The following is a 14,364-nucleotide window of genomic DNA, read 5'->3' as shown; positions in this document are numbered from 1 at the left end:
AAAGTAATAAGTGGAAAAAAGAACTATCAATAGCATTAGCAGAGAATTTTCATCTGTTTGGAAATTGACAAATTATATTTGTTTAGGTATATACTAAAAGTTTATCATACAGCATATAAAGCATTATTTCATAGTTTAAAATTAAATAATTTTGTAAGGTACTTTTCAAACAAATATAATAAAAAATTTTTAATAAATTCCATTTTATTATATAATATAAATAATGTTTTTAAATTTATGTTTAGGATTTATTAATATGAACAAAATAGAAAACTATTTTTTACAGCACAATAAAATAAAATTTTCAAATGTAGTATGCAGCCAGCATAATAAAAAAATAATATTAAGAAATCCAAAAAAAGCACAGCAAGCAGTAAAAAAAGAAAATATCACAAATAAAGGTATGGAATTAATGAAAGAAATAAAAAATGAAGATTTAAAAAAGATATATAGCGAAGTAGAAAAATGCATGAAATGTGAAGCATTATGTAAAAGTCGATTAAATGTGGTATTCGGACGCGGTGATGAGGATCCAGATATAGTATTTGTTGGAGAGGCACCGGGAGCAGACGAGGATAAACAAGGACTTCCATTTGTCGGCAGAGGAGGAAAACTTCTTGACAAATGGATTGAAAGACTTAATATAAATAAAGAAAAATACTATATAATGAACGCACTAAAATGCCGTCCTCCTGAAAACAGAGATCCTTTACCTGAAGAAAAAGCTAATTGCAGAGACTTTTTTGTACACCAATTACAAATACTTAATCCTAAAATAATATGTGCATTAGGACGTCATGGATTCGGTAATCTAATAGATTTTGACTTAAAAACACCATTTGGAAAAGCTAGAAATAAAGTACATTACTACAGCAATAATGGGAAAGATGTACCTGTAATAGCAACTTATCACCCTGCTTATATATTAAGAAATCAAAAAGAAGAGGATAAAGTAATATCTGATTTAGAGTTTATGTTAAGTGAACTTGAAAAAATTAGAAATAAATAATAATATAATAAAAAATAATTTAGGAGATTTATTTGAAAAAGTATTTAATTTTAATGCTTATAATATGCAGGTGTCTTATACCTAATTCATTTGATAATATAGAAGATGCTTCAAGTTATGAAACTTATGAAAATATAGAGTATTCTAATATACCAAAAAAGCCCACTATATTTGACTGTATAACTCATGACAATAAATTACCATATATTATAGCAAGCATTGACAGATATTTAGAAAATAATAATGATATAAACAGCACAAATAAAAACGGCAATACTTTATTAATGGAAGCTGTATCTATAGGATATTATGATTTAGCAGATTACCTGATAGATAAAAATGCTGATATAACTATTACCAACAATAAAGGCGAAAATGCTTTGATATTATCTGCAAATTATCCGTATATATTAAATCTTCTTATAAACAATAATGCTGATGTGAATATCGCTGACAACAATGGTAAAACTGCTCTTCATTATGCATGCGAGGCTGGAGATTTGTATTCTGTAAAACTTCTCATAAAAAGCGGTGCGGACATAAGTAAAAGAGATATTTTAGGAAAAACAATGCTTATGTATGCTGTTGAAAATGAGCATTTAAATTTAATAAAATATTTGGTAGAAGAATTAGAGGTTGATATAAACGAAAAAGATGATTGGGGACAAAATGCTGTATTTTATGCCACGAAAATAGATATAGCAAGGTATTTAATATATAATAATATAAACTATACAGAACCTAATTCAATAGGACTGCGTGCTTATGAAGTTATGAAATATAACGGCTATATTAATGTATCTACATATGTGCAGAAACTAGAAAAAAGAAGATAAACTTATAAAAATATCTTTAAGTATTTTTTTTATAAACCGAGAATATTTACAGTATATTGGAGTTGATATGAATATTAAAGTTATTTTATTGTTTGTAAGCATAAATATGCTGCTTTTTGCACAGTATACCTCAGTAACTAATAATAACATATTAGTAAATACAGGTGAAGGAAGAGTTGATTATACTACATATACAATATATGCAGATGCTACAGCAGACTTTTTAACAGATACTCGTCTTCACCCAGAAGCACTTCTTATATTACAGCAGCAGGCAGAAGAAGAAACTATAAAAACATTATATGATACATTAGGAAATATACCTATAAATAGTGAAGATACTATCTACAGTATAATAGAAGAAAATAGAATATTAAAAGAAAAAGTTGTAAGTTCTATAAATAATGCCAGACTTGTAGGAATATCCTACCCTACAAGAACAAGTGTTAAAGTACTTATGGCTTTGGATATCACTACAAATAATTTAATGTATGATTTGGTAAACAATATTAACGAATACAAAACGGAGCCTATAATAACATATTTTGATACAGGTACTGACTATGATAGTCTTGTAATAGATGCCAGAAATATAGGATTTACTCCGTCATTATTTCCTACAGTATATGATGAAAACGGAAATGAAATATACAGTATAGCATACATCAATAAAAATGTTGCCTCTACTAATGGATATATCACATATTCTACCAATTCTTTCCTAACAAATGCCAATATTACAAATATAATAGGTCAAAAACCTTATAATGTGGTTGCTTGGAGGGCTAGAGGAAGATTTGCAAGCGATTTGGTTATAGGAAATGAAGATGCCAGTATCATTATGAGCAGTACAAATCTAAAAAATGCTATAAAAAATTGTAAAGTAGTATTCATAATTGATTAATTTTTTATTCATTTTTTTGTAAAAATATGGTATAGTATCATAGTATATATATTTTAAGGCTGCACATATGAGCATTGATAAAACTTATATAGATGATATTTTTAAAAAACACCCATATATAGATAATATAAAAAAATACGTTTATAATGAAACTGAAAATATAGATTTCAATCCTAAAGAAATAGAATATTCAATATCAAATAATCATAGCATATATTCAAAACTGCTAGATTTATATACTGTAAGCAAAGAAGATAACAGCTTGATTAGGCTATTTAAAGTTATATCTATGCATGATATAGAAAATATATATATATTTGAGATACTTATTATAAATATAATATCTGGACTAAGTATAAAAGAAGCTCTCTTAAAATGCATATCTTTAAAAAAAATTAATAATTGGAATAGAGAATACAAAAAGCATTCATACAATATTAACCCTATTTCTAATGAAATAATGAATGCTAAAATGAACACATTTATATATTTATACTATGCTAAAAAATATTTCCCAAAAGAAACTGAAAATTATATAGATGATATATGCAGCTCAAATGCAGAGAATATTGTTTCAGAATATAAAGAAGATATATTAATACCTTTAATGGCAGTTACACAAAAAATATATTACGGAGATTACAGCAATATAGATAAACTGCTTGAATACTCTGATAAGGCAGAATATTTAGATACTATAATTTCTTTAATATTAGTTATAGACAGAGATGAAAAAATTCAAAATAAATTTTTATATTTATTTGAAAATAAGTTATTAAATGAAAATAAAGATCTGCTTATAAACTTAGCCTATTTAGTGAGATTATTCTTCCTTACAAGAAAAAATTTAATAACTAAATTTCAGGATAAAAATTTTAATGAGTTTTTAGATTATTTGGAAAGCTTTAAAATACCTAAATATTTTATATTTTTAGTAAAATATTTAGATTATAATTTATTAATAAACTCCAACAAAATTTTTTACGGAATAAAATTATTATATCAAAATGACAAAGAATCATTTTATAAACTTTCTGATATATTAAAGCATGTTGAAATACCTTATATAATAGAGATAAAAGCAGTAATAACATGCATACTTTTAAATGCCAAAGATGATAAAGCAGATATAAGCGTATTAGAAAAAAGTATAGATTATTTCACAGCAAATTTAAAAAGCGAAATAGAAAAAATATATAATAAAAAATCAGATGATATATTTGAACTGTTAGAAAGTATAGATAAATATGATATAAACATTACATTAAGTAATGAAATAATATTCACAGCAAAAATTATAATATTGATGTATGACTATAATGAAAAGGCAAGAAAAATTGTAAGAGTTTTATTAAAATCTATGCCTTATAATCTTGCCATACCATTAATGATTAGAGATAAAAAAGAGTTTTATAATATAAAATTAAAAGAAGTATTAGAATATCTTGAAGGATATGATTTAGATTTAAAAGATTTAATAATAACATATATTTACAGCTACCCTATATATATATTTAAGCAGCAGTATATTCTTAAACTTATAAACAAAAATACTGATTATGTAATAGATTTATTTCATGATAAAAAATTTTTGAAAGCAGTTTCACATAAAAGCTATGCCTTAGCCGATTTTTTGGAAATGTTATACAGAAAAGATAAAGCCGCAGTAACAAATTATTCGGCACTATGCTATGTACTTCATTTAAAAAACAAAGAGGTATTAAAATGTGCTTTAGAATTAATAGAAAAAGATGAGTACAATTCCAGACCATATGTAGAAAGCTCTATACATGCCTATAGAGAAGATGTACAGTTTCATTTAAAGAATATAATAAAAAGATGGAACTATAACAGAAAAAGTTTCAAATTCCAAACAATAAATGATGTAATACAATATATAGATGATTATTATGATGAAAATTATGAATATATGATTGATTTTATAGATAATGCATTAATATCTGATGTAGTTTTGAGAAAGGATAAAAATACAAAAGTGCCAGTAAGGGTAATGAAATATATACTTCTTGAATACATGCTTTTAGAAGAGCCGTACAGAATAAAGGATATAGATAAGATTGTTGATTTATTTGACATGCCTTCTTTTAGGGCTTCTCTTGAAAACGTATACAGATATTGGATAGATAATGGGGCTGATGAAAATAAAAAGAATATTATTATACCATATTGTATTTATGCAGACTATAATCAAATAGTAAATTTATACGACAGAATAGAATACTGGCATGATAATTTTAAATCATCTTTAGCAGCATATATAATACCTGCAATAGCTATGAATGGTGAAAAATTTGCTCTTATGATAATAAATAATATTATATATATGTCAAAGAACAAAAAATTAAAAAATGCAGCTATAGAATCATTTAAAAAGGCTTCAGAATGTTTAAATATACCTATAGATAATTTATTTGATAAAGTACTTCCAAATTTAGGATTTAATACTGAAAGAAACAAAATTATTAATTACGGCAAACAAAGTTTTACACTTCAGCTTTTAAGCGACTCATATTTAGAAATAATAGATAACTCTAACCACAAAATAATAAAAGAACTTCCAGACGCTATAGAAGGAGATGATGAGGAGAGAGTAAAAAATGCTAAAATGGATTTAGTTAATATACGTAATTCATTAGAGGCTATAATTACATATCAGAAAGAAAAATTAAAAAAAGTTATGTTTAATGGAAGAAAATGGGACTATGAAACTTTTTTTGAAGTATTTGTAGAGAATCCAGTTATGCAGTATTTCACTCTTGCATTCATTTGGGGCGTATATGATGAAGACAATAATTTAATAGAATGCTTCAGATATATGGAGGACGGATCTTTAATTTCTATAGATGAAGATTTATATGAACTTCCTAAAAATATAAAATATTATATAACATTATATCACCCTATTGATAATGATGAAGATTATCAAAAAATTTGGACTTATCAATTAGAGTTGTATGAAATAAATCAGCCTGTAGAACAGATAAAATTAAAAAGATATTTTATAAAAGAAAGCGATATAGAAAACGATGCTGTAGTTTGCTTAAAAAACAAGCAGTTATCTTTTGAATATATGGAAAAATTATCTAAAGAATTAGATATGAAAGTAGAATATTTTGAAGAACATGTATCATATTATTTATTAGATGATGTGCTAAAAATAGCAGCAGAAATAAACTGCGGTCTTTATGATGAAGATATAGAAATTGATAATATAAAGTTTTACAAGCTGGAAGATCATAACAGATTTGGGGTTAATATATCCCCTTTAGAAATATCTCATAGATTTATAAGTACATTGATACATTATTTATCACTTGGTTTTTATGATTAACAATACATCTTTATCAGCAAATACATCTATAAGAACAGCTATCAAAAATGATTTAAGGCTTAACTATCAAACCAGACTATGGCTTGATGTTATATCTTCAAGTGCTGTAGAATTAAAAGAAAAGATAGAAAAAGCAATGGAAGATAATCCATTTTTGGAGTATGATATAAAAGATAAATATACTTCAAAATCATCATCATCAGATATTGACTCAATAATAGAGAATACTGCCGCAAATGGAAAAGAAAGTTTATTTTCGCATTTAAAAAGTCAGATAGAAATAAGTTTTAAAAGTAAAAAAGAAATATATCTTGCAGAGCAGATATGCAGTTTTATAAATCATGACGGATATCTAAAAACTACAAGCGAAGATATGTCTAATATACTTAATGTTTCAGTTGCAGAAATAGAAAAAATAGTATCTGTAATAAAAACTTTTGATCCATACGGAGTTGCTGCCAAAGATATTAATGAATGTCTTTCTATACAATTAAAAATGAAAAAAAAGGAAGACTTGAAAGAAAACGCATTTATATATGATACTGCTATTAATATAGTAGAAAATTATTTAGATAAACTCTCTAAAAAAGACTATGATTATATAGCCTCAAGTATAGGTGTAGAAAAAGACACGGTTATAAAAGCATTAAAACTCATACAAACATTAGAACCCTACCCTGCCAGAGAATATGATACCTCTGCCGTAAAATATATAGTTCCGGAACTTTTTATACTAAAAGAAAATGGAATTTGGATTGTAAAAACAGATGAAACTTTTATACCCCCCTTGAAAATTAGCAAAAAATATATTAAACTATTAGATAGAGAGGAAAGTAAAGATAGTATAAACTTTTTGAAAGAAAAAAAGAAAGAAGCGGAAAGCCTCATAAATGCAGCAAATGAAAGAAAAAAATCTTTATTAAAAATAGGCGAAGCTCTGCTTAAATTTCAGCTCGATTTCTTTGAATACGGCAAAGAGTTTATAAAGCCATTAACTTTAAAAGATATGTCTTTAGAAGTTAATTTAAGCGAATCTACTATAAGCAGAATAGCTAACGGCAAATATCTTAATACCGTATGGGGTACTTTTTCTATAAAATATTTTTTCTCTAGGGCTATAAATGGCGGGCTTGGCTCAAGAGGCGTAAAAGAAATTATTAAAAGAATTATAGAAAACTCTCAGGCTAAACTAAGCGATGAAAAAATTAGATTAATACTTAAAAGCGAAGGCATTGATATATCAAGAAGAACAATAGCCAAGTATAGAAAAAGTATGAATATTTTTTCATCAAGAAATCGATAATACAAAGGAGATTTTATGCATCAAAATATTATTGGAAAGAATGTAAGAATTACTAAAAATGTCAGAGAACATATAGCAAATAAGATGCAAAATATCAAAATACATGCTGATAGAATAATAGACGCCAATATTATCTGTGATTATATGCATGGTGAGTATACTGTACAAGGAACTATTGCTTTCGGTAAAAAAGTATTTCATGATAAAGAAAAAGAAAAAGATTTATATGTAGCTATAGATGCTATGTTTCAAAAAATAGAAAGAGAAATAAGAAAATCAAAAGAAAGAAACATAGATAAAAGCCAAAGAGCTGTTGTAGATAAAAGCATGCAAAACGATGAAGAAGATGATGCTTATTCTATAACTTCTGCAGGTATATATGAAAAACCATTAGATGAATTAGACGCTGTACTTCATTTTAAAAGCGATAAAAAGCCATATATGGCATATCTTCCTATTAAACAAGGCGATGACCTATACAGTATAAAAATAGGAAAATTCCCAGTATTTTTATTCAAAGATAATGACAAAGTATTAGAAGTATATTATAATGATGGATACTGGAATATAGATAAAGTAAGCGTTACGCCAGACAACAATATAGATGCCAGCAAAAGCGAAAATTATCTCATTAAAGAATACAATGTCAGCGAAGCAGTTACATATTTAACTGAAAACACAGATAAAAAATTTGTTGTTTATATAAGCAGCATTACAGATCAGGCAGAAGCTTTATACAAAGAATCTGACAATTCATTTGTATTAATAAGAATGTTTGATATTTAATTGATTTTTACTAATAAAAACCATTTTGGAGGAAGTAATATATGAGTTTAATAGATTATATAAATAAAGAATCTATAATGATAGATGTGCAAGAAACTGAGAAAGAGCGTCTTCTCTCTAAAATGGTTGAAAGGTTAGATAGCTCTGGTTTGCTTGTAAGTAAAGATGATGCTGAACATGCTATTATAGCAAGAGAACAGCTAATGAGTACAGGCGTCGGAAATGGTATTGCTATACCGCATGCTAAAACTGATGCTGTAAAAAATATAGTACTCAGTGTGGCAACAATAAAAAATGGTATAAATTACAAATCTGTAGATAAGAAAAAGGTATTTGCCGTATTTATGCTGCTTGCCCCTAAAAATTCTGCAAGCGAAAATTTAAAAGTATTAACCGCAATAGCTAAAATATTAAGAGATAATCCGCACTTCTTAGAAAAACTTATCAATGCTGAAAAATCCGATGAGATTATGGAACTTATTGCAAAAGAGGAAATGAAAATATAATGCCTAAAGTATCAATATCAAAATTTCTAGATCTTAATGAAAAAAGAAATAACTTCTTAAAAATAAGGCGTTTAACAGGTTTTGTCGGTATGGAAAATGAAATATTCAGCTGCGATATAAACAGACCTGGAATGGCATTATTCAAATATTTCAAAGACTTTGCATATGACAGAATACAAATATTCGGAAAGGGTGAGGCTAATTATGTACTTACTCTTAATGAAGAAAATAAAACAGATGTATTTGAAGAAATGCTTAGTTACAAAATCCCTATATGTATATTTACCTATAATATAACACCTCCTGAAATATTTTTAGAAATTGCCAAAAAGAATAATATATGTGTTATTATTAGTGAATTAAAAACATATGATATGATAAGAGGAATAGAAACTCTAATAGAAGAAGAGTTTGTAGAATCCTTTACTGTTCATGGGGGGCTTGTAGAAGTTTTCGGAGTTGGTGTTTTAATACTTGGTAAAAGCGGTGTTGGTAAAAGTGAAGCTACTTTAGAATTAATATCTAAAGGACATAGACTTATTTCTGATGATACTGTAGAGTTTAGAAAATTAAGAGATGGCAGAATAATAGGTAAAACTAATGAGTTTATAAAACATAATATGGAAGTGAGAGGAATCGGAGTTGTTGATATAAGCCGATTATCTGGTATGAGTGCCATTAGAGATAAAAAAAGACTTGATTTAATAGTAGAACTTGAACATTGGAAAGATGATGAGCAGTATGACAGAATGGGGCTTTTTGAAAAGACATATAATATGCTGAATACTGAAGTACCATACATAAAACTCCCAGTACGTTCTGGAAGAAACATATGTATATTAATAGAAACTGCAGCAAAAAATTTCCGTCTTAAACAAATGGGATATAATAGTGCCAAAGAATTAGACAAGGCATTAATTGCTCAAATGGAGAAAAAAAAGGATAATAATTCAAATAAATAATTTTAATTAATTATTTTGATTTTTATTTTCTGATTCTATTTTTAAATATAATATATCATTATTATCGCCTGTAACAGAGGTAAATCCATTAATTATAGCCATTTCTATAAATCTGTTTGGAGATGAATATTCAGCTTCTTCAGCACTAAGTACTTTTACTTCTTTCTCTAAATGCTCTATTTCTTTATCCAAAGCAGAAATTTCTTTTAATATATCATTAGCCTTAACATTCCTAGCAAATGTAAATATGCTTATAATTATAACAAATATAACTATAACAATAAATACCGAGCCTATAGAATACGTTTTATTTTCTTGTATATCTGATTGATTTTTATTCTGCTGTTTAGTCATTTACATATCTCCAATAAGATTATATTTTTTATCATATTTTTATTAATTGTACGGCTCTCATCTTGGCACTTCTGCTTGCAGGATTTGATTTTACCTCTTCATTTGTCGGAAGTTTAACTTTATTATTTAATAATTTGAATATGCCGTCCTTATTCTTTGTTTTTTCATTTTCTTTAAAAAATCTCTTTACTATTCTATCTTCCAAAGAATGATAGCTTATTATAACCGCTACCCCATTATTTTTTAATATATTAGGTATATTTAATATAGATTTTTCTAATATATTAAGCTCATCATTAACCTCTATTCTTATAGCCTGAAAAACTAATGTTGCAGGGTGAATTTTACCATATCTTTGAGATTTATCAGTATTATGAAATATAATACTTTCAAGTTCTTTTGATGTTTCTATTTTTCTTTTATCTCTCTCTTTTACTATTATTCTAGCCATTTTTCTGGCATTGCTAAGCTCGCCGTAATCTCTAAATACTCTTTCAAGTTCTTCTTCACTGTATCCGTTTATAATATCATAGGCACTTTTTTCATTAATACCAAGCCTCATATCAAGCATTGTATTATCTTTAAAAGAAAAACCTCTCTCTGCCTTTTTAAAATGAAATAAAGATACTCCCAAATCATATAGCATAAAATCTGCATTTCCTATTACTTTTTCATCAAGACATTCCATCATCTTATCATAAGTATTATTATAATAATGAAAATTAGGATAATCTTTCAAACGTCTTTTAGCTATATCAAGTATTGCACTATCCCTTTCAAAACTATGAACTTCAAGATTTAAATCCAGCATAGCTTTAGTATGTCCGCCCTCCCCTAATGTGGCATCTATAGCTATTTTGGCATTTTCTGGAATATAACTTAATACTTCTTTGAGCATAACAGGGGTATGCACTATATTTAATTCAATATCGTTATCCATCATTAATATTATCGGAACAAATATCATTAAAATAATTCAGTTTTATATAAGTTTTTAAACTTTAAAATAATATACTGCTGCGAAAAATAATCATAACTGATTATATTGACTTTTTTATATATTGAATTATATTTAAACTAAATTTATAAATGAAATTTTAAAAATTTAATAAAAGGATTTATTTTATGGGAAAACTAGGAAGAGTTCTATGGTTAATATTCGGTATTTTATTAATAATATCAGGTATAGCTACAATGTTTAATCCAATAGAAACAGTATTAATACTTGCCTACATTATAGGTTTTTTGACAATATTCTCTGGAATAAGCTCAATATTTTATTTCTTTGGCTTGAAACATAAATCAGGCTCTACACTTATTCTACTTGACGGTATAATTTCTGCAGTATGCGGTATTATAATCATTTCCAATCTGCAAATAAGCGGTGCTTTTGTACCTTATATAGCTGCTTTTTTCGTAATAGTAAGAGGAGTTGTAGCAATATCATCTTCTATCGAATTGAAAAAAGAAGGATACAATCAATGGGGACTTTCGATGATAAGCGGAATACTTACATTGCTTGCTGGTATCATATTAACTTTTAATCCGCTGCTTGGTGCTGTATATGTAAGCGTTGTTCTTGGATTATCTCTCATGCTTTATGGTATAATAACATTGCAGTTATGGTTTGCTTATGGTAAGTTCTTTAAAATATAAAAATATATTGATTTTATTATCTATTCTGTTAAAATAAACATTAATTTAATGTTGGGAGCAATATCTATGTTTCAAAAGAATATAAACAGCACATTATGTTTTTGTAAAAATATAAAATATAAAGAAGTAATAGAAGCCATTAAAGAAAAAGAACTTACAACTCTTGAAGAAGTTATGCATTGCACAAAGGCTGGAATTACCTGCTGGAGCTGCAGAGGAGATATAAAAGATCTGCTGGCAGAATATAAAGAAACAGGGGATATAAAAATTGATGAATGATAATAAGTTTATATGTCAATGCAAGGAACTATCATTAGAGGAGATAGAGGTACTCAAAAAAGAATATGGTATTGACACTTTAAAAGAAGTAGTAAAGAAAACAAAGGCTGGAACTGACTGCGGAGGATGCAGAAACAAATTAAAAGAACTTTTTAAAGACAGACTTAAATAATTTTATTATACAAAAATTTTATTATTCAATAAAACAAAAAAGGAATAGAAAATTAATTATTCTCTATTCCTTTTTTATTATCATTTTTTATGCTTTATTATTTTAAAGCTTCATATATAGCCTTAGCATTAAGCCCATATTTATTCATAAGCTCATCAACAGTTCCAGATTCACCGAATGTATCTTTAATACCAAGTCTTATTAATTTACTAGGATATTCATCAGTTAAAACTTCAGATATGGCAGAACCAAGCCCTCCTATTATAGAATGCTCTTCAACACTAATTAATTTATTGTGTTTTTTAGCCATATCAACAACTAATTCTCTATCTATAGGTTTTATAGTATGTATATTAACAACTGTTACAGATATACCGTCTTTTTCAGCCATTTGAGCAGCCTCTAGTGACTCTGGTACAACAATACCAGAAGCGAATATACATATATCTTTACCCTCTCTTAATACATTAGCTTTGCCAATTTTAAAAGGAGTATTCTCATTTGTAATTATATTTGTAGCAGGTCTTGCCATTCTTAAATAACAAGGTCCGTCAAACTCTGCAGCAGCAAATACAGCTTTTTCTGCCTCTATAGCATCACAAGGCACTATTACTGTCATATTCGGTATAGAACGCATAATTGATACATCTTCTATACTTTGATGGCTAGCACCGTCCTCTCCTACAGATATACCAGCATGAGTAACTGCTACTTTAACATTAAGTTTAGGATAGCAAATAGAGTTTCTAATAATTTCAAAAGCACGTCCTGCACCAAACATAGCAAAAGTAGAAGCAAAAGGTATTTTTCCATCTATGGCCAGTCCAGCAGCTGCCCCCATAATATTTTGTTCTGCTATTCCCATATTAAAAAATCTTTCTGGAAAAGCAGATTTAAAAATCTTTGTCATAGTAGAACCAGACAAATCCCCATCTAAAACTACAACATTTTTATTTATTTCACCAAGGCGTTTTAAAGCTTCGCCGTAAGCATTTCTTATTGCCTTTTTTTCCATAATATTAATTCCTTAAATATTCATCATTTAATTAATCAAGTTTATTTAATTCTTCCATAGCCTTTTCATATTCTTCTTTATTAGGAGCTTTACCATGCCAGCCTACTGCATTTTCCATAAATGAAACTCCCTTTCCTTTAATAGTTTTAGCTATTACACATTTAGGCTTACCTGATACTTTTTTATTAAATATTTCTTCAAGTTCTGCCTCATTATGTCCGTCAGCTATAAATGTTTCAAAACCAAATGCTTTCATTTTGGCTTCTAAATCACCTAAACTCATAACATCATCATTTTTACCATCTATCTGAAGTCCGTTATTATCTATTATTAATGTATAGTTATCAAGTTTATAATTAGAAGCAGCCATTGCTGATTCCCAAAAACTTCCTTCCTGTGCCTCTCCGTCACCTGCTATAGCAAATATTTTACCATTCTTTTTATCTAATTTATATCCTAAAGCAATACCAACTGCAATACAAACTCCCTGACCTAAAGAACCTGTAGAAGCTTCAACACCTGGTAAATGTTTTTTATCTGGGTGCCCCTGAAGTCTTGAGCCTAATTTTCTGTAAGTTAAAAGCTCATCTGTAGGAAAATATCCTCTATGTGCTAATGTTGAATAAAGTACAGCTGAAGCATGACCTTTAGACATTATAAGTATATCTCTCGCGTCCATTTTAGGATTTTTAGGGTCTATGTTCATAATCTTAAAATATAGAGTATGCATTATTTCTACCAATGACAATGAGCCGCCTATATGACCAGAATTGGCATTATAAACCATACTTACTATATCTTTTCTTATCTGAGTATTTAATGAAGACATAATAATTCCTTATAAAATAAAATTATATTACATGATATAACAAAATTTTATTATTGTCAAATAATGATTTATTATACTTGTTTCAAAAGTCAATTTATTAATATTTATATTTTTTTATTATAGTTTGAGATTTGCCAAAAACACAGTTATTTTTTACATCTATGCACATACTCGGAAGTACACCTCCTTATATAATAAAAGTGACTGAATATTTACATACTAAAATAACAAATAAAAATAACTTGGGATTACCATATATGAAGTAAAGCCCAAGTTATATAAAAATCGTAATTTATTTTAGCTTTTTAATTTAAAATATTCTATTGCTTTAATAAGTTCATTAGCCTCATTTAATAATGATTCTGATGCAGAAGTAGCTTCAGTAACTAAAGAAGCATTTT

At 27.3% G+C, this 14,364-nt stretch carries 15 protein-coding genes; 11 read left to right on the top strand and 4 right to left on the bottom strand.

What is annotated here, in order from left to right; translation table 11 throughout:
• Positions 1–256 precede the first annotated feature (256 nt).
• From Q1X91_RS11065 to hprK, 8 genes are all read left to right on the top strand, one after another.
• A complete protein-coding gene (locus Q1X91_RS11065) occupies positions 257–1,009 on the top strand; it encodes a uracil-DNA glycosylase (RefSeq protein WP_300757227.1) in 753 nt (250 codons plus the stop codon).
• Positions 1,010–1,086: 77 nt separating this feature from the next.
• Positions 1,087–1,845: an ankyrin repeat domain-containing protein gene (locus Q1X91_RS11060; protein ID WP_300757232.1), complete on the top strand. Its 759-nt coding sequence runs from the start codon at positions 1,087–1,089 to the stop codon at positions 1,843–1,845.
• 67 nt (positions 1,846–1,912) lie between these two features.
• On the top strand, positions 1,913–2,749 hold the full coding sequence (locus tag Q1X91_RS11055) for a hypothetical protein (protein ID WP_300757224.1): 837 nt from the start codon (positions 1,913–1,915) through the stop codon (positions 2,747–2,749).
• Positions 2,750–2,816: 67 nt separating this feature from the next.
• The gene (locus Q1X91_RS11050) at positions 2,817–6,101 is read left to right on the top strand and encodes a DUF4132 domain-containing protein (RefSeq protein ID WP_300757222.1); all 3,285 of its coding nucleotides are present in this window, start codon (positions 2,817–2,819) and stop codon (positions 6,099–6,101) included.
• On the top strand, positions 6,094–7,404 hold the full coding sequence (gene rpoN / locus Q1X91_RS11045) for an RNA polymerase factor sigma-54 (protein ID WP_300757219.1): 1,311 nt from the start codon (positions 6,094–6,096) through the stop codon (positions 7,402–7,404). Before Q1X91_RS11050 ends, rpoN begins: the two co-directional genes overlap by 8 nt.
• 15 nt (positions 7,405–7,419) lie before the next feature.
• Complete coding sequence (gene raiA, locus Q1X91_RS11040) at positions 7,420–8,190, top strand: ribosome-associated translation inhibitor RaiA (RefSeq protein WP_300757216.1); 771 nt, start codon at positions 7,420–7,422, stop codon at positions 8,188–8,190.
• A 41-nt stretch (positions 8,191–8,231) separates the two neighbouring features.
• Complete coding sequence (locus tag Q1X91_RS11035) at positions 8,232–8,696, top strand: PTS sugar transporter subunit IIA (protein ID WP_300757213.1); 465 nt, start codon at positions 8,232–8,234, stop codon at positions 8,694–8,696.
• Positions 8,696–9,658, top strand: coding sequence for an HPr(Ser) kinase/phosphatase (hprK, locus tag Q1X91_RS11030; RefSeq protein ID WP_300757210.1), 963 nt, complete (start codon positions 8,696–8,698; stop codon positions 9,656–9,658). Before Q1X91_RS11035 ends, hprK begins: the two co-directional genes overlap by 1 nt.
• Positions 9,659–9,664: 6 nt before the next feature.
• Here the strand turns inward: hprK and Q1X91_RS11025 are convergent, their stop codons facing one another.
• Positions 9,665–10,012, bottom strand: a complete 348-nt coding sequence (locus tag Q1X91_RS11025; RefSeq protein WP_300757207.1) for a septation ring formation regulator EzrA — start codon at positions 10,010–10,012, stop codon at positions 9,665–9,667.
• A gap of 31 nt (positions 10,013–10,043) precedes the next feature.
• Positions 10,044–10,952, bottom strand: coding sequence for a 16S rRNA (cytosine(1402)-N(4))-methyltransferase RsmH (rsmH, locus tag Q1X91_RS11020; protein ID WP_300757230.1), 909 nt, complete (start codon positions 10,950–10,952; stop codon positions 10,044–10,046).
• A 185-nt stretch (positions 10,953–11,137) separates the two neighbouring features.
• Here rsmH and Q1X91_RS11015 point away from each other — a divergent pair, with 185 nt between their 5' ends.
• The 3 genes from Q1X91_RS11015 to Q1X91_RS11005 all read left to right on the top strand — a co-directional run bounded on the left by Q1X91_RS11015 (position 11,138) and on the right by Q1X91_RS11005 (position 12,119).
• The gene (locus Q1X91_RS11015; protein ID WP_300757204.1) at positions 11,138–11,668 is read left to right on the top strand and encodes an HdeD family acid-resistance protein; all 531 of its coding nucleotides are present in this window, start codon (positions 11,138–11,140) and stop codon (positions 11,666–11,668) included.
• A 66-nt stretch (positions 11,669–11,734) separates the two neighbouring features.
• Positions 11,735–11,947: a (2Fe-2S)-binding protein gene (locus Q1X91_RS11010; protein ID WP_300757201.1), complete on the top strand. Its 213-nt coding sequence runs from the start codon at positions 11,735–11,737 to the stop codon at positions 11,945–11,947.
• Positions 11,940–12,119: a (2Fe-2S)-binding protein gene (locus tag Q1X91_RS11005; RefSeq protein WP_300757198.1), complete on the top strand. Its 180-nt coding sequence runs from the start codon at positions 11,940–11,942 to the stop codon at positions 12,117–12,119. Before Q1X91_RS11010 ends, Q1X91_RS11005 begins: the two co-directional genes overlap by 8 nt.
• A 97-nt stretch (positions 12,120–12,216) precedes the next feature.
• Here the strand turns inward: Q1X91_RS11005 and Q1X91_RS11000 are convergent, their stop codons facing one another.
• Both Q1X91_RS11000 and Q1X91_RS10995 read right to left on the bottom strand, forming a co-directional pair.
• Positions 12,217–13,134, bottom strand: coding sequence for a transketolase family protein (locus Q1X91_RS11000; RefSeq protein ID WP_300757195.1), 918 nt, complete (start codon positions 13,132–13,134; stop codon positions 12,217–12,219).
• Between the two features lie 31 nt (positions 13,135–13,165).
• The gene (locus tag Q1X91_RS10995) at positions 13,166–13,963 is read right to left on the bottom strand and encodes a transketolase (protein ID WP_300757192.1); all 798 of its coding nucleotides are present in this window, start codon (positions 13,961–13,963) and stop codon (positions 13,166–13,168) included.
• Positions 13,964–14,364: the final 401 nt, after the last annotated feature.

This window comes from uncultured Brachyspira sp., assembly GCF_949287625.1.
Lineage (GTDB): Bacteria > Spirochaetota > Brachyspiria > Brachyspirales > Brachyspiraceae > Brachyspira.
Note: the sequence above shows the minus strand (reverse complement) of the source record. Positions and strands in the feature narration are given on the sequence as shown.

Coding starts and splice junctions, on each gene's coding strand:
- Q1X91_RS11065 (WP_300757227.1), top strand. CDS start 257: ATGAACAAAATAGAAAACTATTTTTTACAGCACAATAAAATAAAATTT.
- Q1X91_RS11055 (WP_300757224.1), top strand. CDS start 1,913: ATGAATATTAAAGTTATTTTATTGTTTGTAAGCATAAATATGCTGCTT.
- Q1X91_RS11050 (WP_300757222.1), top strand. CDS start 2,817: ATGAGCATTGATAAAACTTATATAGATGATATTTTTAAAAAACACCCA.
- rpoN (WP_300757219.1), top strand. CDS start 6,094: ATGATTAACAATACATCTTTATCAGCAAATACATCTATAAGAACAGCT.
- raiA (WP_300757216.1), top strand. CDS start 7,420: ATGCATCAAAATATTATTGGAAAGAATGTAAGAATTACTAAAAATGTC.
- Q1X91_RS11035 (WP_300757213.1), top strand. CDS start 8,232: ATGAGTTTAATAGATTATATAAATAAAGAATCTATAATGATAGATGTG.
- hprK (WP_300757210.1), top strand. CDS start 8,696: ATGCCTAAAGTATCAATATCAAAATTTCTAGATCTTAATGAAAAAAGA.
- Q1X91_RS11025 (WP_300757207.1), bottom strand. CDS start 10,012: ATGACTAAACAGCAGAATAAAAATCAATCAGATATACAAGAAAATAAA.
- rsmH (WP_300757230.1), bottom strand. CDS start 10,952: ATGGATAACGATATTGAATTAAATATAGTGCATACCCCTGTTATGCTC.
- Q1X91_RS11015 (WP_300757204.1), top strand. CDS start 11,138: ATGGGAAAACTAGGAAGAGTTCTATGGTTAATATTCGGTATTTTATTA.
- Q1X91_RS11010 (WP_300757201.1), top strand. CDS start 11,735: ATGTTTCAAAAGAATATAAACAGCACATTATGTTTTTGTAAAAATATA.
- Q1X91_RS11005 (WP_300757198.1), top strand. CDS start 11,940: ATGAATGATAATAAGTTTATATGTCAATGCAAGGAACTATCATTAGAG.
- Q1X91_RS11000 (WP_300757195.1), bottom strand. CDS start 13,134: ATGGAAAAAAAGGCAATAAGAAATGCTTACGGCGAAGCTTTAAAACGC.
- Q1X91_RS10995 (WP_300757192.1), bottom strand. CDS start 13,963: ATGTCTTCATTAAATACTCAGATAAGAAAAGATATAGTAAGTATGGTT.